This window comes from Altibacter sp., from assembly GCF_019913785.1.
In the GTDB taxonomy this organism is placed as follows: domain Bacteria; phylum Bacteroidota; class Bacteroidia; order Flavobacteriales; family Flavobacteriaceae; genus Altibacter.
The window spans coordinates 66,587-88,470 of record NZ_JAIOHK010000011.1; the positions used below are offsets into that span (position 1 = coordinate 66,587).

The window sequence follows — 21,884 nt, forward strand, 5'->3', positions numbered from 1 at the left end:
TTTAAGAATTTATAGCGTTTATTACATACCTACTTATTATTATGAACACAGCCCCTAAGTCAAAAAAGAACAATATTAAACGTCTGCACAAGTACTATAGCTTGACGGGCTTTTATTCGTTTGTTGGCCAAAGTTTAAAAAAGGCTTCACTTCCAATACTCGGTTTTATAATTTTAGTCGTATTGCTGAATCAATTCGTTTTTGACTTTAGCGAATTCTTTACCCATATCACCAACACCTACGCACCTGTTGGTATACTTTCGGTATTCTTTGCTTCCGAATCATTGCTAGGTCTTATTCCACCTGAAATATTTATCGCATGGTCCGACAAGACGGCCTCTCCGATGGTGTATCTCACCTTGCTTGCTATCTTGTCCTATTTAGGCGGGATTGTTTCCTATTTTATAGGAAAAATGATCTTAAGAATTCCTGCGGTATATAATTATGTAGAGGTGAAAATGGAAAAGCATCTTCGCAATGTTCGTAAATGGGGCGGCTTTTTGATCATAGTAGGCGCTTTACTTCCAATACCCTTTTCAATGACCAGCATGGCAGCCGGAACCATAAATTACAGATTCCGAAATTACTTGCTTTTCGGGACGCTTCGTTTTGTGAGATTTTACCTTTTTGCCTTGGCGATTTTCAACCTGGTGTAAGCGGTTACTTTATTGAATAGCGGCTTCAGATATCTGAAAGGGATACGCCTTTTTAACGATTTCCATTTCCATCTGACTTAATTCCGAAGCATCCTTCTTAAAAATAGATTTGGCATAGGCAGTTCGCAGTTCCAAATAGGCCGCGGTCAATTCATCTTGAACTTTTATAAAATCCTTATAAGGAGTATTTCTGTGTGTAGTAATGGAAATAGCTGCTTCCCGTGGATTGTCAGAAGACGCTTGTACGCCTTTCCCTTTACAGAACGCACAACTGGCATCGCCGTTATTGTCTATAAAGTCTTTGGCCAATTCACGTAGTTCATCCATTTGTGTTACTGTTTCATTGACCATTAGCTCACCAAATTCATTCAAACTAAGTCGTAACACATTGCGTTCGTTTTTGGTAATATCACATTTCACTCCCGGGGGACAAGCTTCGGGTAGTTTTCGGGCAATTCCTTTATCATTCGGAATTGTAGTGGTCACCAAAAAAAAGATAAGGAGTAAAAAGGCTATATCTGCCATACTTCCTGCATTTACTTTAGGGGAGTTGTTCGAATTTCTCATAGCTGAAACGTTTTAAGACCTTATAACTGCTTCATTTCAAAAAAGATGCCACGATACTGCTATCTGCAAGCTAGATTGTAAAGTCCGATAAGCCTGTCCTAAAATAACAAGTCAATTTGCGGAGGATGAACTACTTTTTAATTCATTTTATTGTTATTTAAGGACGATACGGTACTGTAAGAAGGACAGGTACAAGTAAACGTTTTTGATCTTTGTGGAAGAAAAGTCCGAACGCTGTTAGATGGCTTTGTTTCTGGAAAACAACAACTTAGCTGAGATGGCACCAACGGTTCGGGCGCAAAGCTTGCTTCGGGATTGTACTTTATTAGCGTAGAATCTGAAACTAACCGAGAAATTCTTAAAGTTTTATTGCAGTAATTTCATATATTTAGTAGTCTAAAATCTCAACTTTCAATTTGAATCGCCGGTAACATGCCATTTAGCCCCGAAATACCGTGCGAACGATTTGATTGGAATGCTAACTTTTAAAATTGGATATATGAAAATATATGATGACAAACACATTAAGAATGTAGTATTTGTGGGGGCTCACAACAGCGGTAAGACTACATTGGCCGAAACCATGTTGTTTGAAGCTGGTTTAATAAACCGCCGCGGTACCGTGGAAGCTAAGAACACTGTTTCCGACCATCACGAGGTAGAACACGAAAGAGGAAATTCGGTATACGCCACCCCACTTCATACCGAATGGCGGAACTATAAGATAAATATTATCGACACCCCGGGTTTAGACGATTTTATAGGAGAGATCATATCTTCCATTCGTGTTGCCGATACGATCGTTACGGTATTGAATGGGCAACATGGGGTAGAAGTGGGCACCGAAATCATCTGGAGCTATATCAGCAAATACAATAAGCCTACTCTTTTTGTCATTAATCAAATTGACCATCCCAATGCAAAATTTGAAGAAAGCTATAAAAGTATTAAATCACTCGTTGGGAACAACGCGGTTAAGATACAATATCCGTACGTCCTCGACGGAGCTCAGTGCATCATCGATGTATTGAAAATGAAACTCTATAAGTTTTCTCCCGAAGGAGGGAAACCTGAGAAATTAGAGATCCCCGATGATCAGAAGGAGCTTGCGGCCGAATTACAAAACGAATTGATCGAAAGGGCTGCCGAGAACGATGAAGCCTTGATGGAATTGTTTTTTGAAAAGGGAACCCTGAACGAAGATGAAATGCGTGAAGGCATCAAAGCCGGCATGTTGAACCATGAACTCTTCCCGGTCTTTTGTATGAGTGCTCTCAATGATATGGGTAGCGGAAGGTTGATGGGCTTCATTGACAATGTGGCCCCTGCAGCTGCCGATTTGCAACCGGAGCAAAGTGTTGAAGGCAATGAGATTCCTAGTACCAAGGATGCGCCTACAGCACTTTTTGTGTTTAAAACAGTGTATCAACCCAACTTAGGGCAAATAACCTTCTTTAAGGTGATATCGGGTGAGATTCGTCTCAATGATCGATTGGTAAACACGAGAAATGATGAAACTGAAGTGATAAACCAGCTCTTTATCATGGACGGTAAAGAACGAAATTCGGTTACTAAACTAACTGTTGGTGATATTGGTGCTACCTTAAAGCTAAAATATACCGAAACGAACGATACCCTGGCCGCACCGGGTAAGGCAATTAGAATAAAACCCATACAATATCCACAGCCTAGAATACGAAAATCAATAGTTGCAGAAAACAAAAACGACGAAGAGAAATTAAGTGATGCACTTAAGAAAATTCATAGTCAGGACCCTACGGTCATAGTCTCTTTTTCAAAAGAGGCACGCCAGTTGATACTATCGTGTCAAGGCGAATTGCATTTGGCCATCATCGATTGGACGCTAAAAAACATCTACGGGGTCGAAGCCAAATTCGAAAAACCAAAGATTTCGTATCGAGAAACCATACAGCGTGCATCCAATGCCAATTATCGACATAAGAAACAATCGGGTGGTTCGGGGCAATTTGCCCAAGTGCATATGAAAATCGAACCCTGGAGTGAGGGTATGGAAGAACCGGATGGGTTTAATATCAGAGGAAAGGAAGAAATGGACCTACCCTGGGGCGGGAAATTGATCTTTTACAATTGTATTGTTGGGGGTGTGATCGATCAGCGTTATTTGCCTTCTGTAATGAAAGGGGTCTTGGAAGTCATGGAGGAAGGGCCGCTTACGGGCTCCTATATACGAGACGTTCGGGTGATGGTGTACGATGGTAAGATGCACTCGGTAGACTCAAACGATATCTCCTTTAAGATTGCAGGCGCTCATGCCTTTAAAGAAGCCTTTTTAAATGCCAACCCAAAATTATTAGAACCCACCTTGGAATTGACCGTGAAAGTTCCTGAGGAAATGGTTGGAAATGTAATGACCGATCTGCAATCCAGAAGATCCATTATTCAGGGAATCGATAGCAACGATAGCTATCAGATTTTAAAATGTATTACACCCGAATCTGAATTATACGGGTATTCCACCAACCTTAGATCGTTAACACAGGGAAGAGCGACTTTTATGTCTGAATTCTCATCCTACCAACCGGTACCTCCTAATGTTCAAAAAGACTTGGTAAATAACATGTAAATAGTGTTTCTTATATGGAGCACTTAATTATTATTTAAAAGTATGTGCAAATGTATCTTGTAAATGATACCTTTGCCTACCTACGCATATATAAACTAATTTAAACATCGAATGGCTAAATCGCAGCAGACGTATAGTAAGAGTGAGAAGGAGAAGAAGAGATTAAAGAAACGAGAGGAAAAACAGAAAAAAAAGGAAGCGCGTAAAGCCGAAGCCAAAGAGAATCCCGGAATCCAATTTGCCTATGTGGATCATTTAGGGAATTTAACCGATACACCACCAGATCCCTCTAAAAAAGTAAAAGTAGAAGCAGCTAGCATTGAAATAGGTATTCCTAAAATGGAGGAAGGTGACCGCGTAGCTTTCGATCCCGTTCGAAAAGGAAAAGTGTCTTTTTTCGATTCTTCCAAAGGATTCGGATTTATCATTGACGATGTCAATGAAGAGAAATACTTTACACATGTGAGTGGATTAATAGATACCATTGTAGAAAACGATCACGTTTCCTTTGAACTTGAAAAGGGCCAACGTGGGATGAACGCGGTCAAAGTAACCCTCATCAAGTAACCGCTCGATTTTAATTGAGCTCCCAAAATTCAGCACTTCATAATTTCTTTTATCACGCATTGTTCGAGCCTGGCTATGTTTGACCGATAAATTTCTATTTCCGAAAAAAGAGTACCTATCTTTGCCACTATTCGAATAAAACAGAATTACGGCATGCAGTCATTCGACGAGTTTAATATTTCCAACCAACTACAAAACGCAATCACCGACCTGGGCTTTGAAACACCCACCCCCATACAGGTTGAGGCATTTCCTGTGGTTGCATCGGGTAAAGATATAGTGGGAATTGCGCAAACGGGAACCGGAAAGACGCTCGCCTATATGTTGCCTATTTTGCAGCAGTTGTCATTTTCTAAACAAATCCAACCTCGGGTTTTGGTACTTGTCCCTACGCGTGAGCTTGTGGTGCAGGTGGTGGAAGAGATAGAAAAATTCGCCAAATATTCCTCTGTTCGTGTCATCGGGGTATACGGAGGGGTAAATATGAATCGACAAAAAGAAGAAGTGGCCCAAGGATGCGATATCGTGGTCGCTACCCCCGGACGGCTGTACGATCTAGTGCTGAGTAGGGCGCTGCAGTTAAAATCAGTAAAGAAGTTGGTGATAGATGAAGTAGATGTAATGCTCGATCTGGGCTTCAGGTTTCAACTTACAAATATCTTCGATCTATTACCGGAGCGAAGACAAAATATCATGTTTTCGGCTACCATGACCGACGAGATCGATGCACTCATACAAGATTTCTTCCTTAATACTGAAAAGATTTCAGTAGCCGTAAGCGGAACCCCGCTGGATACAATTTCACAACAGGCCATGGCCGTTCCCAACTTCTATTCGAAGGTGAATCTACTGCTTCATATACTGCAGGATAAAGAGCTATACGACAAAGTGTTAGTGTTTGTTTCAAATAAAAAGAATGCGGACCTTATTTTCGAACTTTTAGCAGCGCGCTTTGCCGATGAGATCTGTGTCATCCATTCGAATAAATCACAGAACTACCGCCTGCGCTCCATTAAACAGTTTGATGAAGGTACCAACAGGATCCTGGTGACCACCGATGTCATGGCCAGAGGCTTGGACTTGAATGAGATTTCACATGTGATTAACTTCGACACGCCTTCTTTTCCCGAAAATTATATGCACCGCATTGGTAGAACGGGTCGCGCAGAAAAGGAAGGGAATTCACTGCTGCTTTATACCGAAAAGGAAACCAACGCCAAGGAAGCCATTGAGCGGTTAATGGAATATAAGATTCCGTTGTTAGCATGGCCTTCAGAAGTAAGCGTTTCAAAAGAATTGACTTCCGAAGAACAACCAAAACTAACCGAACCAAACAATCCTATCAAACGCAATGTCGATACGGAAGCGGGTTCAGGCTTCCATGAGAAAAAGGAAAAGAACAAACAAGTCAATCAAGGAGGGTCTTATAAGCGCATCATCAAAAAGAAATACAAAAAGCCAAAGACCAAGGGCGACAAGAACTACAATAAGCGCAATAAAAAGAAGTAAATACAGGAGTAGACACCTAACCAATGGCAAAGAACGATCCATACGCTGCACTTCGCTTTAGGGAATTCAATATATTTTTAGGAGTACGGTTTGCCATGGTATTTGCATGGTCCATGCAGTTTGTTGTGATCGAATGGCAGGTGTATAGCATCACCAAAGACCCATTATCATTAGGAATCATAGGCCTTATGGAAGTAATTCCTGCCGTTGCCATGGCACTTTTCGCAGGACATATTGTCGACCAAAGCGAGAAACGAAATTTATTGATCAAATGCATCGCCGGATTCTCAGTCGTTAGCCTGGGTCTGTTTCTTATTACCTGGCCGCTCATCATCTCCGATATGACCCAGAACAGCATCCTGTATATCATGTATGCGCTTGTATTTGTAGGCGGAATTGTACGTGCTTTTTTGGGGCCTACGGTATTTTCGCTCTTCTCATTATTGGTGCCGAAAAAAATATATCCCAACGCCGCTACCTGGAGCAGTTCTACCTGGCAACTCGGCGCAATTGTTGGGCCTGCAGTAGGTGGTTTTACCATATATTTAATAGGGGTACACTGGTCCATGTGTATTATTTTTGGTCTGTCTTTGATCGCCCTGCTCTTACTGCTTCAAATTCCGAGGAAACCCATTTTGAATCCGAATATTGGAGAACCCGTCTTGAAGAGTCTACGGGAGGGAATTCGATTTGTGCGTAAGACCAGAGTCATCCTAAGCGTACTGGTCTTGGATATGTTTGCCGTGCTCTTTGGTGGCGCCGTGGCATTACTTCCTATCTACGCACAGGACATCCTAAAAGTTGGCCCCGAAGGCTTTGGAATGCTGCGTGCAGCTCCTGCCGTAGGGGCCCTTGTAATTATGTTTACCTCTGCCTATTTCCCCTTGAACAAGAATGCCGGTATCAAATTATTGACAGCAATCTTCGGATTTGGAGTTTGTATTATCGCCTTCGGAATTTCCACCGTCTTCTGGATCTCTATGATAGCCCTTTTCTTCAGTGGTGTAACCGATGGGATTTCCATGATTATTCGTCAGACCATACTCCAACTGCGAACACCCGATGCCATGCGCGGAAGGGTAGCGGCTGTAAATTCGATGTTTGTGGGGTCTTCCAACGAATTAGGTGCTTTCGAAAGCGGTCTTACCGCCAAAATTATGGGAACGGTTACCGCTGTAGTGTTTGGCGGTAGTATGACCCTGTTTACGGTACTGCTTACCGCCTATAAATTTCCGCGATTGCGAAAACTGGACCTGCGGAAAGATATAGCAGCACATGAAGCAAACTAGCGCGGTTTTTTTTCTGAAGTAAGCTCGTTTCAGTAGCAGACAGCACAGAAATTAGAGTACATTTGCCGACTTATTTTTTTATATGAAAAAGAACGAATTGGACACGGCGAGTGGGTTTTCTTCCGAAGAAATTGAGAAGTGTATTAGCATTCTAAGCTTTTTGAATTCCAATACCGATGAAATCTTTGAAATCCCAAAAGAGCAGCGTACCGCCCTAATTAAGGCCTCAGGAATGCTATCGAGACCAGACAGGGACGAATTCTCTAGAAGAAAGAAGGATGCGAAAAAAGCCGAAAAACGGAAACAAGCGGCCAAAGACCGAACTGCCCGAAAGGAAACCGGTATTCGAAGCGCACGTGAAGCCATTGTATTTGTAGCGCCAAAATTACTTCCCAATTCCGAAATTTCCACAAAAGAAACACCCGAATTGGCCTCAGCCCGAAACTGCTATGTCTGTAAAACCCTGTTTACAAAACTGCACCATTTCTACGACACCATGTGTTCGGACTGTGGTGATTTTAACTATGCCAAGCGATTTCAAACAGCCGATTTAAAAGGCCAGGTAGCGGTCATTACCGGCTCCCGACTCAAAATAGGCTATCAATGTACCCTCATGTTATTACGAGCAGGTGCGACCGTAGTTGCCACGACCAGGTTTCCGGTGGATTCGGCCTTGCGGTTTTCGAAGGAGGAGGATTTTACACAGTGGGGACATCGTCTAAAGATTCATGGCTTGGATCTGAGGCATATTCCCAGTGTGGAGATTTTTTGCAACTATATAGAGCAGAAATACGATAGGCTAGATATTTTGATCAACAATGCAGCACAAACAGTGCGCCGTCCTGCCGGATTTTATCAGCATCTTATGGAGCACGAAGGAAAGCCATTAGAAGCCCTTCCAAAATTTGCCGCAGACCTGCTACACGATCATTATAAATGTTTAGAAGAAATAAATTCAATCACCGGCGGAACAAAGGAAAATATAAATAACACCCTCCCGGTGAGTTGGCATGGCCCCGAACCCGGTATTGGGTTACGCGCTTCGGCAAAACTCTCTCAAATCCCGTATAGCTTCGACAATTCGCTTTCTGCCAAAGAAGTGTTTCCGGAAGGACAGTTGGATGCCGATTTACAGCAGGTGGACCTTCGGAAAACCAATAGCTGGCGGTTAAAACTCGGCGAGATCGAAACCACCGAAATGGTCGAAGTGCAATTGGTAAACTCGGTGGCCCCCTTTGTTTTGTGTAACCGACTTTCAGAAATGATGAAACGCGAGAACACCGGGCTTAAACATATTATCAATGTATCGGCCATGGAAGGAAAGTTTCACCGGTTTTTTAAGGAAGATCGTCATCCCCATACCAACATGGCCAAAGCGGCACTTAATATGCTTACCCATACCGCCGCAGGAAGTTTAGCCAAAGAGGGAATTTACATCAATGCGGTGGATACAGGCTGGGTGACCGATGAAGACCCCGCAGATCTTGCGAGGCACAAAAAGGAAGTACACGATTTTCAACCTCCCTTAGACATAGTCGATGGGGCAGCACGTGTGATGGATCCCCTGTTTGATGGCATCAATATTGGAAAGCATTGGAGTGGAAAATTCTTAAAGGATTACCGTCCCATCGACTGGTAAGTATCGATGCTCATAAAATTAACGGAATTCGTGACCGAAAAGCCTATAAAAGTAGGTACTTTTGCAAAACCCTAAAATTGGGACGCATATGGCTGAAACTGCAATAGGATTACAGGAACGGAAAACCGATAAGGAACTTTATAGCTATCAGAAAGGAGCAATTCAAAGGATCTTCGAGAAGTTTGAGTCGGCACCCGATGACTACCACCTATTGTACCAACTGCCTACAGGAGGGGGGAAGACCGTTATTTTTTCTGAAATAGTGCGCCAATACCTCAAACACCATAATAAAAAGGTGCTGGTGATGACGCACCGAATCGAGTTGTGCAAACAGACCTCCGAAATGCTGACCAGTTTCGGCGTGGTAAACAAGGTGGTGAATAGTACGGCCAATTTAGATGACCAAGCACGCTATAGCTGTTTTGTGGCCATGGTGGAGACCTTGAATAATCGTTTACACGACGACAAGTTGGATATTTCAGATATTGGACTAGTTATTATTGATGAGGCACACTACAACTCTTTTACCAAGCTCTTCAAATTCTTCGACAAATCGTTTGTACTTGGCGTTACAGCCACACCGCTGAGTTCAAACAAGAACTTGCCCATGAAGGACAATTACGATGCGCTAATTGCGGGAGAATCCATCGAGGCACTTATCGAAAATGAATTTCTGGCACGTGCCGAGATCATTCAGTACAATATGGGATTAACTGCCTTGGAAGTGGGGTCCAATGGTGACTATACGGTCAAGTCTTCGGAAGATCTGTACACCACCAATACCATGTTGGACTATTTATTGGCGGCCTATCAAATGCATTCCGAAGGTAAAAAGACATTGATTTTCAACAATGGGATTAATACCTCCATTCAGGTGTATCACACCTTTAAGGCGGCCGGGTTACCCATTGCGCATTTAGACAATACCGCAACCAAAAAGCAGCGTAAACAAATACTTAAATGGTTCAGAGAAACGCCCGATGCCATTTTAACTTCAGTAAGTATTTTAACCACAGGCTTTGATGAACCTACCATCGACACCATTATATTGAACCGTGCTACAAAATCGCTTACACTCTATTACCAGATGATTGGTCGTGGATCTCGTATCCTCAACAACAAAGCAACGTTTCAAGTGATCGATCTGGGGAATAACTGCTACCGTTTTGGTCCTTGGGGTGCCGATCTAGATTGGAATGCCATCTTCCGTTCACCCGATTACTATATGGATCGTTTACTGGATGATGAAGAACTAGAAAGCAATTTTAAGTACGAATTACCGGAAGAGGTCCGAATACAATTCAACAATACAAAAGACACCTATTTCGATATCAAAGGCGCCTATACAGATTCGGTCGTACGCGGGGCTTCTACCAAGGAGATACTCGAGCGTTCTATTGCGCAACACGGTTATATGTGTACCGAAAATAGCGAAGACGTTTACGACGCACTGGCACTGGCCAAACTATTGGGTGATGATATTGACCATCGTATTGAAAAGTATGCAAAATGCATCAGCAAAAGCACCTATAATTTTATTAGTTGGTTGAAGGATGACTACCGACTCAAGTTACGTGCCTACCTCAGAGAGCATTTCGATACGATCTACGAGGAAATTCATGGTCATGCCCCGGTAGAGTAGCAATTCGGCTTGATAATAATGGTTGCTTTGATAGCAATAAATACTTCGGAATAGCTATTATCTTAATCTAGTGTAAGAAGTTTATTAAAAGGAATGCGTACTATTGTACGTCCAAAAGAATGTGTTTTTTTCAATGCCGAAGCAATCAAATCTAGTCCTAGTTGTACTTGCATTTTTCTCTATCTATGTCATATGGGGTTCTACCTATTTGCTGAATAAAATTGCGGTAGCCCAATTGGAACCTTTTATGCTGGCCTCCGTGCGATTTACCACGGCAGGCCTTTTGATTTTCCTGATTGCCAAAATTATGGGGATTTCACTTGCCATTACTAAGAACCAGTTGCGAAATACCATGATTGCCGGATTTCTATTTCTGGGCTTCGGAAATGGAATTGTGGTTTGGGCCTTAAAATATGTAGATAGCGGTTTTGCCGCTTTGGAGATTTCGGCACAACCCCTAGTCGTACTCATCCTCATGCGTATTGTTCAAGGTAAGAAGATAAAACCCATGTCTTTGGTAGGTGTCGTTTTGGGCGTGATAGGGATTTACCTATTGGTGAGTCAGAAGGCACTAATTAGTCAGGAAAACTCCGTCATTGGGATGGTCATGATCTTTGTCTGTATGATTAGCTGGGCCTATGGTAGCCTGTTTGTAGGAAAGGCCGACCTACCTTCCAACTTTTTTGTCAACACAGGCTATCAAATGTTCACAGCCGGTTTGATGCTGGCCATTTCAAGTGTGCTATTTGGCGAGGCTTGGAGCCTTCCCACAGAGTGGAGCACAGACGTACAGTATTCCATGGTCTTATTAATTATCTTCGGAAGCATTATTGCCTTTACTTCCTTTAACTATTTACTAAAGGTAGTTTCTCCCGAAAAGGTGGCAACTTCCACCTATGTGAACCCGATTATCGCCTTAGCGTTGGGGTGGTATTTCTTAGACGAACAAATCACCACCCAATCCATCGTTGCTGCAGTCGTTCTGCTTACCGGAGTTTATTTTATAAATACTTCTAAAAAAGGCGTAACCCTCTCCAGGTTTTCAAGTAAAGGGGGGGCGAGTTCAAAAAAGTAGGTGACCAACTATTTTTGTAGTAGTAATCGCCCTGTTGATTGTAACATTTAAAGCCTTTTTGCGTCTACTAATCAAACAAAAAAGAAAAATAGTACAGCGTTATGAAAAGAATGAATTCCCTTCTAGGCGTAGCCTTATTTGTATTGGCTTTTGGGTTAAATGCAAGTGCTTATGCCAATAATATCATTGGAGGTGATGTTATTAAAACCAGCATCGATCTCACAAAGGTTGTCGATGATAAGGTTCCGGTAACTATAGATCCCGGAAAGTTCAAGCAGGATATGGTTACGTATCGTCTCCCGAAAGTAGTGCAAGGCACCTATGCGGTGAGTGATTTTGGATACTTTATCGAAAGTTTTACGGCCTACGATTACAAAGGCAACATAATGCCTTCTACCAAAACCGATACCAATACATGGACCATCGAGAATGGCACCAAGCTGGATAAGATTACCTATTACGTGAACGATACCTTCGATGTGGAAGGAGAGGGAAAGTCACCTTTTTCACCTTCAGGGACTAATATTGAAGAGGATAACTACCTACTGAATCTACATGGTTTTATAGGCTACTTCGATTCATTAAAGGATAGCCAATATACATTGGATGTCACGGCTCCTTCCAACTTCGTGCGCTCTTCTGCACTACAGAAAGTAGGAGAGAAGGCTAGTAAAGATGGTACGTCAAGCACGACCTCCTATATAGCGGCTCGTTATTTTGATATCACAGACAATCCCATGATGTATGGAAAATTGGATGTTGAAGAATTCGACGTTGGAGGTATAAAAGTAGTACTAAGCGTATACTCGCCAAACAAAATACACAGCGCAGCTACCTTAAAGGAAACCATGTTTACCATGATGGAAGCACAAAAGGAGTATTTGGGGGATATTAACAATACACCGCGCTACGATATCTTTGTTTATCTATCGGCTGGAACGGAGACCTCTCCAAGAGGCTTCGGAGCATTGGAACATCATACCTCCACGGTAATGGTAATGCCCGAAGGCATGCCGGCTCAGGCCTTGGCATCCAGTGCGCTCGATATAGTGGCACATGAGTTCTTTCATATTGTAACTCCTTTATCGGTACATTCAGAAGATGTGCACTATTTCGATTATAACGCACCTACTTTTTCAAAACACTTGTGGATGTATGAAGGGGTAACCGAATATTTCGCACATCACTTTCAGATCTATAAAGGTCTAATCGATGAAGACGAATTCTACGCCACCTTGCTAGGAAAAATAGACACCTCCAAGGCATTGGACGATGCCATGAGTTTTACGGTTATGAGTGAGAACATTCTGGACGATCCCTATTCGCGGAATTATTACAATGTATATCAGAAAGGAGCCCTCATTGGTATGTGTATCGATATTCTGATGCGAGAAGGTAGTAACGGGAATCGAAGCATGTTGTCGCTAATGAAGGAACTTTCTAACAAATACGGCAAGAACAAACCATTCGACGACGATACCATTATTGCCGAAATTGGTCAAATGACCTATCCCAGTGTGGCCGAATTCTTTGCCACCCATGTTGAAGGAACAACACCGATCGATTACAATACGTTTTTTGAAAAGGTAGGCCTACAACTGGAAGAAGGTAAGATAGAAGGCAACTTTATCTTAGACGGTGGAACACCAATTGTAAGTGGAGGCCCTAATGGCGATATTTCATTTAATGAGCTTGTTAACAACAATTCATTTTGGTCTGAACAAGGCGTGCAAGTCAACGATGTGATCAAAGAAGTGAATGGCGTGGCCTTGTCGAGAGAAAATGCAAACGGTATCTTTATGGAGGTTTACGGTTGGGAAATGGGTAAGGAGATCGAAGTGAAGCTGGAAAGAGCCGGAGAAGAAGTGGTAATTAATGCAATAACCGAGCAACCCTATATCCAAGGAAAACAACTCAAGGCAAACCCCGATGCCACCGAAGCTCAGATAGCACTTCGGAAGGCTTGGTTGAAAGGATAATCAGAGATCTTAGTTAAATCAATTACTAATTCCGATGTAGGCTGCTACGTCGGAATTTTTTTTACCTTTAAACTTCATTTTACCAAAAGCCTATTCCTTATGAAGCAGTATCCAACCATCATCGCGCTTATTGCGCTGTTCCTTCTTTCTACTATTCAATTAACGGCTCAAGACGATGTCTTTTCAAAACTAGAAGCGATAGCGGTTGTCGATCAAAAAATAATGATGCCCATGCGGGATGGAATCCGATTAGCAACAGACATTTACAGACCCAAGACCGATGAATTAGTACCCATTATATTTTCCCGAACCCCTTACAATTTTAACTCCTGGGGCGATGGGGAACAACGCACACGAACTGCCGAAGCGGCCCTATATTATGTGCAACAGGGCTATGCCTATGTGGTACAAAACGAACGTGGACGGTATTTTTCGGAAGGGGAATGGGATATTCTAGGAGTTCCCTTAACCGATGGCTACGATGCCTTTTCTTGGATGAAGAACCAACCCTGGTCTAATGGTAAAATTGGTGCGATTGGTTGTTCTTCTACTGCCGAATGGCTCATGGCCGTGGCCGCCTTGGACCATCCTTCCTTTGCGGCCATGGTGCCGCAAGGCTATGGTGCCGGCGTTGGGCGTGTTGGCAATTACCTCGAGCAAGGAAATTGGTACCGTGGTGGTGTAGAACAGCTTTTATTCTTCGCCTGGTTATACGGTGTGGAACACGATAAATTTAAACCTAGGATCCCGGCGGGGGCTACTCAAGAAGATCTAATCCGTATCTCTCGATTCTACGACCTGGCCCCGGAGAACCCGGAGGTGGATATGGCCGAGGCCCTATCGCATCTGCCTATTCAGGATATGTTGGTCAATATGAACGGAAAGCGTGAGATCTTTGATAAGATGGTACGACGTACACCCAATCATCCCGATTGGTATACCGGCGGACTCTATCACGACGATATGGAAATTAATATGCCCAGCTTTTGGTTCACCTCCTGGTACGATGTGAGTATTAGTCCGAATCTGGCCTTGTTTAATCACGTACGTAACAATGCCAAAGATGCTGCTGTACGCGATAATCAGTATTTGGTCATTGCGCCCACCTTGCATTGTCGCTATACCCGTGCTACCGAAAATACGGTGGTTGGTGAACGAAATATTGGCGATGCACGATTAAATTACGAGGAACAGATCCGTAAATGGTTCGATCTGTGGCTAAAAGGCGAGCCAAAAGATTTTAAGTCAACCACCCCCCGAGTACAATACTACACCATGGGAAGCAACAAATGGCAACGTGCCACCCAATGGCCGCCCGCAGATACCAAAATGGTAACCTATTACCTCAATAGTGGAGGTAAGGCCAATACGGCCGCCGGTGATGGTGTATTGACTACCAAAAAGCCAAGGAAGGACAATCCCGATAGTTTTACCTACGACCCTATGAATCCGGTGAAGTCGTATGGCGGAAATGTATGCTGTACAGGAAACGCCGTAGAAGGGGGTGCCTTCGACCAGCAGGAGATGGAAAAACGCGAAGATATACTGGTATATACCACAGACGTCCTTGAGGAAGGGGTAGAGGTCTCCGGATTTATCGAATCGACATTATTTGTCTCATCCGATGTGAAGGATACCGACTTTACCATCAAACTTATCGATGTGTATCCCGATGGCACGGCTTATAACCTTGACGAAACCATCCAAAGAGTACGTTACCGCGAGGGCTACGACAAAGAAGTGTTTATGGAAAAAGGTAAGGTATATCAGGTAGCACTTACCCCTATGTCTACCAGCAATTATTTCGAAAAGGGACACCGCATCCGCGTGGAGATCTCCAGCAGTAATTTTCCGCGTTTTGCGAGAAACCTAAACACGGGAGGCACTAACTATGATGAAACTGAAGGGGTCGTGGCGCACAACAAGGTGCATCATTCGGTCAAGTACAGTTCCTTTATAAAACTGCCAATTCGTTAGTGGCCATTCGTTTTGCTAAAAAGCCATAGGAATAGTTTTATTCGAAATTGATAAGTTATTCCTATCTTTCATAAATACTAACCAAGCTATCCTTTTTTATGAAGCGATCATTTCGGTATTTGCTCGTCTTATTTTTTATCTGTACTGTTTCTGAAGTAAATTCACAAGACCTTAGCGATGTGCCTATCAATATAGAGCCGCTTTGGAGCACCCCATCTAATATTAGTGCCGGGAGATTGGGCGGGTACGAGCTCACCGCCATGGGGACTCTGGTAGTCACCAGCGATACACCTACAAACGAGGCCAGTGCTTCCGGAAGTAATTCGGCTGCTTCAAAAATAAGTGGTTATAACCCCGATACCGGAGCACTTATCTTCCAAAATGGTAAGGATCAAATACTTCCGAAGAATATCGATCAAAGCTCCTTTTCAGAAATACCCAATACCCCTTATTTTGCCATTGCCGACCGTGACAAAAATACAAATCAGTATGTGGTTAGTCTTTTGGATGGACAGGTGGTCGCTAATACCGAAGCGGATGGGTTAGATGAAATCTATCACCGTTTTGTTTTACCGAAGTCGGAAACAGTCTTATTCGTTGGTAGGATTGGGATGCGTGACGTCCTCGCCTTATACGACCTTAAGACCGGCAAAAGTCTGTGGGTACAAAAGAAGCTATTCCGAAGTGCTTTGGTAGACGAACGAATTGCCAGTGAACCACTGGAAGTAAGTGAAACAGCCTTTCTGATTGCTTCGGAAGGTGGACTCTATTGTGTTGACATTCGGACTGGTGAAAAGAAATGGCGTGCGATGGTATTTCCAGATCCGAATATGGGTTTTGACGATACCATGGGCTTTCCATCCAAAAAGAAGAAAAAAGAGGCCGAAGAGGAAGCGAAGCAGGTATCACCCATCCGGCTCATTCGCTATGCAGACAAACCCTATGTATATATGCTCGATCATGGCGGGATAATGGCACACGATATTGAAACCGGAGACAAACAATGGAAACGATATAGAACCGGCAGTTATAAGGCAGAAGTGGTCTTTGGTCCCGATGGCTTGATTGTCATGGATAAGAAATTGTTTATGTATGATTACGATACGGGCGAGAAATTATGGGATAAACCACAGCGTTTAGATGGTCAGGTAATCGCTTCTCGCTATACGGCACAAGGATTGGCCATTGCCATTAACAGACTAAACCTACGGCAGGCAGATGTATTCGAATTTAATGTATTGGATATAACCACCGGTAAACTTCGCTTTAAAGATAACTATAAGGTCGAAGGGCACCTCTTAGAAGTACTGGCCTGCGATGCAGGAATATTTTATACCACCGATAGCAGTATCAATATTTGGAACACCACCACCGGGAAGAATGCCTTCGACGACTTAACAGTAACTACCAAAGATGGGTTTTTAAATGTTCTCAATGATTGGAGCTATGTACCCCAGCCCAACGGAATGTTACTTACCGCTTTCCGAGGAAAAATGGCCTATGTTTACAATAATGAGAACTACTCCCTTTTCGAAATCGATACCGAAAAGGCTACGAAGCGATTATTGGTTCCATATCCTGTATCCTTTAAATCGGGGACCAAGCCCGATCATTTAGAAGCTAGAGATAGTGGTGTGTTTATTTCTTCTTCACAGAATGCAGCACTTATTGGGTACGATGGCAGTACCGTCTATGAGACCAGCTTACCGTCCGTTTCTTATAGCAAGTCGGCCAAATTCTTTGCCTTCTTCGCCAAGGCAATTGAGACGGTGAACGAACAAAACGGCCGGACGAAGGGCCCGAATACTTCGTATAGCGATGTGATCAATAAAAAAGGAGTACGAGCTAGTGTGAATGTAGGCTTGGCCAACACCATCCTCAATAATCGCTTTGAAGCGAGTAAACAAGGCAAAGACTTCTATTATATCTTCGCCAAATTAGGAAAGGAAAATGACAAAGGCGGTGGCGTTGTCAAGCTAAACAAGGATACCGGTAAAGCCATCATGGCGGTGCCTTTTGGTTTCGATAAAAGTCCCGATTTTATAGTAGATGAGGACTCGGGGAAGCTTTTCTATTTTAAAATGAAAAAAGAAGACGACTTCAATGGTGGTGGAAATAGTATGATGGGGAGGGCAATAGAAATTCTTTGCTATCAGCTATAATATTTTTTTAACTGAATTCCAGATGAAAATCAAAGCGACTTCTACAATACGCTTAGCATTACAAAAGTTTCGGCCAACTTTTGACTTTGCATTTCTCTTATGTCTCGTTTGTTTAGTGCTTAGCTCCTGCACCAGCTATAAAAAGGCATTACTTCCGAAGCAAAATGGCATACAGGGATATCAGGGAACCAATTCGGAAACACAACTTCTAATTGCACAACAAAACAAGGAACGTTTAGCGGCTTACGATTTTGAGCGAAGCTTTATGAATGAAGGTGCAGCAATAAACTGGGGTCTATCGTTGTCGGGTGGCGGCCTGCGTTCGGCGAGTTACAATATGGGTGCGCTAAAAGCCTTGTACGATATGGGTGTGCTCGATAGCATTCAGCTAATCTCAAGTGTATCGGGTGGCGGTTATCTCTCCTTTTGGCTGTATACCAACTATTACAAACATGCAAGCGCCGACAAGGAATTTGGGCATTATTCATTTCATGACAATAGTTTTATAAAAAATGTAGCCTTTCAGCAGAACCGAGCGCGCTTTTTGCCCAAGACCCGCACACTGGGAGCCTTCTTCGATCTGCCCAACAGGGCCTTCGGCACCTATAGGCGCAGTATTGAAAGTGCCTACGGACGAGATGTAGCGCACGAATTGCCCATCACCGCCTTAAATTCGCAAATAGCAGCAGGCAAGGCGCCCTATTTTATTATCAATACTACCGTGGCCGCACAGGATGGGCAGGATTGGCTGAGTAGGATTTTTGAGTTTACGCCCCTGTTTTCAGGAAATCCGGAACTCGATTTTCAACAATGGGATGCGGCTAACAACTTTGAGTGGAGTAGGGCCATTGCTATTTCGGGGGCTGCTATTAAGTTTAAGTTACTACATAAAATCCCCAACTATTCCTCCAAGCTGGATGCCAAGTATATTGCACTTAGCGATGGGGGACATTCAGAGAATTTAGGGGCTATTGCCTTGATTCGAAGGGGTGTAAAGAACATTATTGTCGTTGACGCGGGATATAACAAAGACTACAGTTTCGATGGTTACAAGGTGCTGAAACAGCAGGTGGAGGAAGAGTTAGGGCTGTGCTTAGAGGTGGAAGGCATTGACGCCTTTATTCAGAAGCAGGATACCCTCTTATCCCATTCGGTGTTTAAGGGGCATATAAAAAACATTCCCATCATGACCGAGACTGGGTGTGTACTGCGCGATATCAACCTCTACTATATAAAGATGTCACTTTCGGAAGATATCAATACGCTACTAGCACCGTCCAACGCAGGCGATCTGGGCAGGGAATTGGAATTGGAACTACAGGATCGTTGCTGTTCGAGCTGCGAAACCTATGACCAATGCGATGCCTACGATCCCAATCTTTTGACCGATTACGAAACCATGGATCTCACCGAATTGTCTAAATACTGGGTAAAGTCGTATTCTGAATATATTAATAACCATCCTGTTTGGAGTAGACTGGGCTATCGCTTTCCACACACCACCACGGCCGATCAGACTTTTTATCGAGACCAGCTTTCGGCCTTTGTGGGCTTGGGGTATTTACAGGCGTCGCGGTTGGAGGATTTGTTAGTGAGCAGTAAGCAATGAGTCGTAATTCTACCTAGCTGTGGAACCCCGCTCCAACAAAGGCAGATCCCATTCTATTTTGTTCTTTTTATTAATTATTTAATCGAAATCGATTCTGGGATATTTATAAGTGTGTCTAATCATCGGCTGGTGGCTCAGGGCGAAACATTGCTGTAAGGTCTTGATCTAAGATAGGATTTGTTCCTGGGGGGAAATGTAATGGGGAAGGCATGGTGAACCCCATCCATTCTCCAAATCGTACTATAATGGGTACGTGTTTTGGCACTAATTGAACAGTTCTCTGAGAGATACTTTCTACAAGACCTCCGGAACCGTCCCCGGCGCCTGCCACCAAACTACGTGAGATTGCCGATACCGATACGTCGATGGTCATATCGTCCCTGCTCATCCAAACCTCAAACCAGCCATATGTAATAAATCGACTCCCAAACACGCGACTTGGATCGGGTCTAATATGACGCTGCCAAGTAGGAGAAACAATCCATCGGCCACCCGCCCAGTCCGACCGATAGAAATTCCCGTCTCCTCTAGCTTCATAAAAGATCAATTCCACCATGCCCTCTCGATTACCGGGGTTGGAAACAACAATTTTGGTAAATTGATAATCGATTTGGTGAAGTCGGTCTGCAGCATCTCGACGTGTTCTATGTTCGGCTATCCAATATGGGGACATAAGTGATTGTGACATAGCTATATATTTGAATTGCATAGTAAATTTACTACTTTATTTTTTAGAATAGAATTGAAGTAATAATTACTAATCTTAAAGCTCATAAGTTCACCAATTAATAGTAATTTAGTGAAACAGTCGTGCATCTGATAAGCAACAAAAACGATAATTTTAATTAGCTGAAAAATATATCCGGCAGCAGGCCAATAAACCGATGCAAAAAGAATTTGTACCAAAATTATTTTCTCTTTTAAAACAAGGGATATCAAAGGAAACGTTAACAAAGGATATTCTTTCGGGATTAATTGTCGGTATTGTTGCTTTACCATTAGCCATTGCGTTTGCCATTGCTTCTGGTGTTTCACCCGAAAAGGGAATCATCACGGCAATTATTGCTGGAATAATTATTTCGACTTTTGGGGGTAGTCGGGTGCAAATTGGAGGACCAACCGGAGCCTTTATTGTTATTGTTTATGGCATTGTTCAAGAATACGGGACAGATGGATTAACCATCGCTACCTTTATGGCAGGCTTTATCATCATCGGATTTGGATTGGTTCGGCTAGGAAATTTATTAAAATACATCCCATATTCTCTCATTGTGGGTTTTACAAGTGGAATCGCACTTATTATTTTCTCTTCGCAAATCAACGACTTTTTTGGACTCAATATAGAGAAGGTTCCGGCAGATTTTATTGACAAATGGACGGTGTATTTTAGCAATTTCCATAAAATCAATTGGTATGCAATTAGTATTGCCGTAGCAACTATAATTATTACACTTTATTTTCAAAAATTAATAAAAAAGATTCCGGGCTCTATTATTGCCATTGTGTTATCTACCCTTGTTGTGGTACTTTTTGATCTTCCTGTCAATACCATCGAAAGTAATTTTGGCAATATTTCAAATAAATTAGGGCTACCCCATATACCAAAGTTTAATTTCGATACCATACAAGCACTTATTCAGCCCGCCTTTGCCATAGCTATTTTAGGCAGCATAGAATCCCTCCTTTCTGCCGTGGTTTCAGATTCGATGATTGGAGGCAAACACCGTACAAACATGGAACTAATAGCACAAGGAGGAGCGAATGTTATGTCGTCACTCTTTGGTGGCATCCCCGCTACAGGCGCCATTGCTAGAACCGCAACCAATGTCAAGAATGGAGGGCGAACACCTATTGCCGGTATTGTTCATGCCCTGGTATTATTGGCTATTATGCTTTTATTTGCGCCCTATGCGAAATTAATACCTATGTCCTGTCTAGCGGGTATACTAATAGTTGTGGCTTACCATATGAGTGAATGGAAACAATTCAGATCTATTCTAAAAGGCAATAGAATGGATATCATTATTTTACTCACCACTTTTATCCTTACCGTTGTTTTCGACTTGGTAATTGCCATACAAATTGGGATCGTTTTAGCTAGTTTTATGTTTATGAAAAGAATGAGCGAATCGGTTAATATTCAGAATTTTTCATCTGAAAATAGTAGTGCTGAGCATCTTTTTGATGACGAACTATTGGATTTGCCAAAAGGGGTTATTCTGTATGAAATTAATGGACCACTATTTTTTGGTGCGGCCAGACAATTTCAAGAAACCATAACCAATACGCATTTGCACCCCAAAGTAATTATCATTAGAATGCGCTATGTGCCACTAATCGATGCGACCGGATATCACAGCATTAAAGAAATAATTAAAAGCTATAAGGCTCGAAAAATAAAAGTAATAATTTCAGGAATTAGCAAATCCCTACGGAATGATTTTGAAAAAAATGAAATGTTTTTATTTATAGATAGGGAGCATGTTGTTGAAGAAATTCATACTGCTATTGAAAGAGCTAAAGAGCACTTATAGAAAATCGGGCAAAAACCAAAGTCCTAAACTGTGCTGCTGGTATTCAACTTGTCGATCACATTGGCTTACCACAA

15 protein-coding genes are annotated in these 21,884 nt (G+C 42.7%); 13 read left to right on the top strand and 2 right to left on the bottom strand.

Features of this window, described 5'->3' with window-relative positions; all coding sequences use genetic code 11:
- The first annotated feature begins 41 nt into the window (after positions 1 to 41).
- Positions 42 to 656 carry a VTT domain-containing protein gene (locus K8F54_RS01645; RefSeq protein ID WP_290786140.1) on the top strand — a complete coding sequence of 205 codons (615 nt, stop codon included), beginning with the start codon at positions 42 to 44 and terminating at the stop codon, positions 654 to 656.
- Positions 657 to 665: 9 nt separating this feature from the next.
- Here the strand turns inward: K8F54_RS01645 and K8F54_RS01650 are convergent, their stop codons facing one another.
- Positions 666 to 1,223 (bottom strand): biopolymer transporter ExbD, encoded by a 558-nt coding sequence (locus K8F54_RS01650; protein ID WP_290786143.1) that lies wholly within the window; start codon positions 1,221 to 1,223, stop codon positions 666 to 668.
- 499 nt (positions 1,224 to 1,722) lie between these two features.
- Between K8F54_RS01650 and K8F54_RS01655 the strand changes: the two genes are divergently transcribed.
- The 11 genes from K8F54_RS01655 to K8F54_RS01705 all read left to right on the top strand — a co-directional run bounded on the left by K8F54_RS01655 (position 1,723) and on the right by K8F54_RS01705 (position 19,276).
- Positions 1,723 to 3,828 carry an elongation factor G gene (locus K8F54_RS01655; RefSeq protein ID WP_290786146.1) on the top strand — a complete coding sequence of 702 codons (2,106 nt, stop codon included), beginning with the start codon at positions 1,723 to 1,725 and terminating at the stop codon, positions 3,826 to 3,828.
- 111 nt (positions 3,829 to 3,939) lie between these two features.
- Positions 3,940 to 4,395, top strand: a complete 456-nt coding sequence (locus K8F54_RS01660; RefSeq protein ID WP_290786149.1) for a cold shock domain-containing protein — start codon at positions 3,940 to 3,942, stop codon at positions 4,393 to 4,395.
- Positions 4,396 to 4,548: 153 nt separating this feature from the next.
- Entirely contained in the window at positions 4,549 to 5,904 is a 1,356-nt protein-coding gene (locus K8F54_RS01665) for a DEAD/DEAH box helicase (protein ID WP_290786152.1), read from the top strand.
- A 23-nt stretch (positions 5,905 to 5,927) separates the two neighbouring features.
- Positions 5,928 to 7,193, top strand: coding sequence for an MFS transporter (locus K8F54_RS01670; protein ID WP_290786156.1), 1,266 nt, complete (start codon positions 5,928 to 5,930; stop codon positions 7,191 to 7,193).
- Between the two features lie 82 nt (positions 7,194 to 7,275).
- Positions 7,276 to 8,832, top strand: coding sequence for an SDR family oxidoreductase (locus K8F54_RS01675; RefSeq protein ID WP_290786158.1), 1,557 nt, complete (start codon positions 7,276 to 7,278; stop codon positions 8,830 to 8,832).
- Between the two features lie 88 nt (positions 8,833 to 8,920).
- The gene (locus K8F54_RS01680; RefSeq protein WP_290786160.1) at positions 8,921 to 10,474 is read left to right on the top strand and encodes a DEAD/DEAH box helicase family protein; all 1,554 of its coding nucleotides are present in this window, start codon (positions 8,921 to 8,923) and stop codon (positions 10,472 to 10,474) included.
- A 133-nt stretch (positions 10,475 to 10,607) separates the two neighbouring features.
- On the top strand, positions 10,608 to 11,549 hold the full coding sequence (locus K8F54_RS01685; protein WP_290786162.1) for an EamA family transporter: 942 nt from the start codon (positions 10,608 to 10,610) through the stop codon (positions 11,547 to 11,549).
- A 101-nt stretch (positions 11,550 to 11,650) separates the two neighbouring features.
- Positions 11,651 to 13,528, top strand: a complete 1,878-nt coding sequence (locus tag K8F54_RS01690) for a peptidase M61 (RefSeq protein WP_290786163.1) — start codon at positions 11,651 to 11,653, stop codon at positions 13,526 to 13,528.
- 99 nt (positions 13,529 to 13,627) lie between these two features.
- Positions 13,628 to 15,505: a CocE/NonD family hydrolase gene (locus K8F54_RS01695; RefSeq protein ID WP_290786166.1), complete on the top strand. Its 1,878-nt coding sequence runs from the start codon at positions 13,628 to 13,630 to the stop codon at positions 15,503 to 15,505.
- 98 nt (positions 15,506 to 15,603) lie between these two features.
- The gene (locus K8F54_RS01700; RefSeq protein WP_290786169.1) at positions 15,604 to 17,667 is read left to right on the top strand and encodes a PQQ-binding-like beta-propeller repeat protein; all 2,064 of its coding nucleotides are present in this window, start codon (positions 15,604 to 15,606) and stop codon (positions 17,665 to 17,667) included.
- 22 nt (positions 17,668 to 17,689) lie between these two features.
- A complete protein-coding gene (locus tag K8F54_RS01705; RefSeq protein ID WP_290786172.1) occupies positions 17,690 to 19,276 on the top strand; it encodes a hypothetical protein in 1,587 nt (528 codons plus the stop codon).
- Positions 19,277 to 19,391: 115 nt separating this feature from the next.
- Here K8F54_RS01705 and K8F54_RS01710 read toward each other — a convergent pair whose 3' ends face one another.
- Entirely contained in the window at positions 19,392 to 19,964 is a 573-nt protein-coding gene (locus K8F54_RS01710; protein WP_290786175.1) for a hypothetical protein, read from the bottom strand.
- 196 nt (positions 19,965 to 20,160) lie between these two features.
- On the opposite strand from K8F54_RS01710, the gene K8F54_RS01715 reads away from it, so the two are divergent.
- The gene (locus K8F54_RS01715; protein ID WP_290786178.1) at positions 20,161 to 21,810 is read left to right on the top strand and encodes a SulP family inorganic anion transporter; all 1,650 of its coding nucleotides are present in this window, start codon (positions 20,161 to 20,163) and stop codon (positions 21,808 to 21,810) included.
- Positions 21,811 to 21,884: the final 74 nt, after the last annotated feature.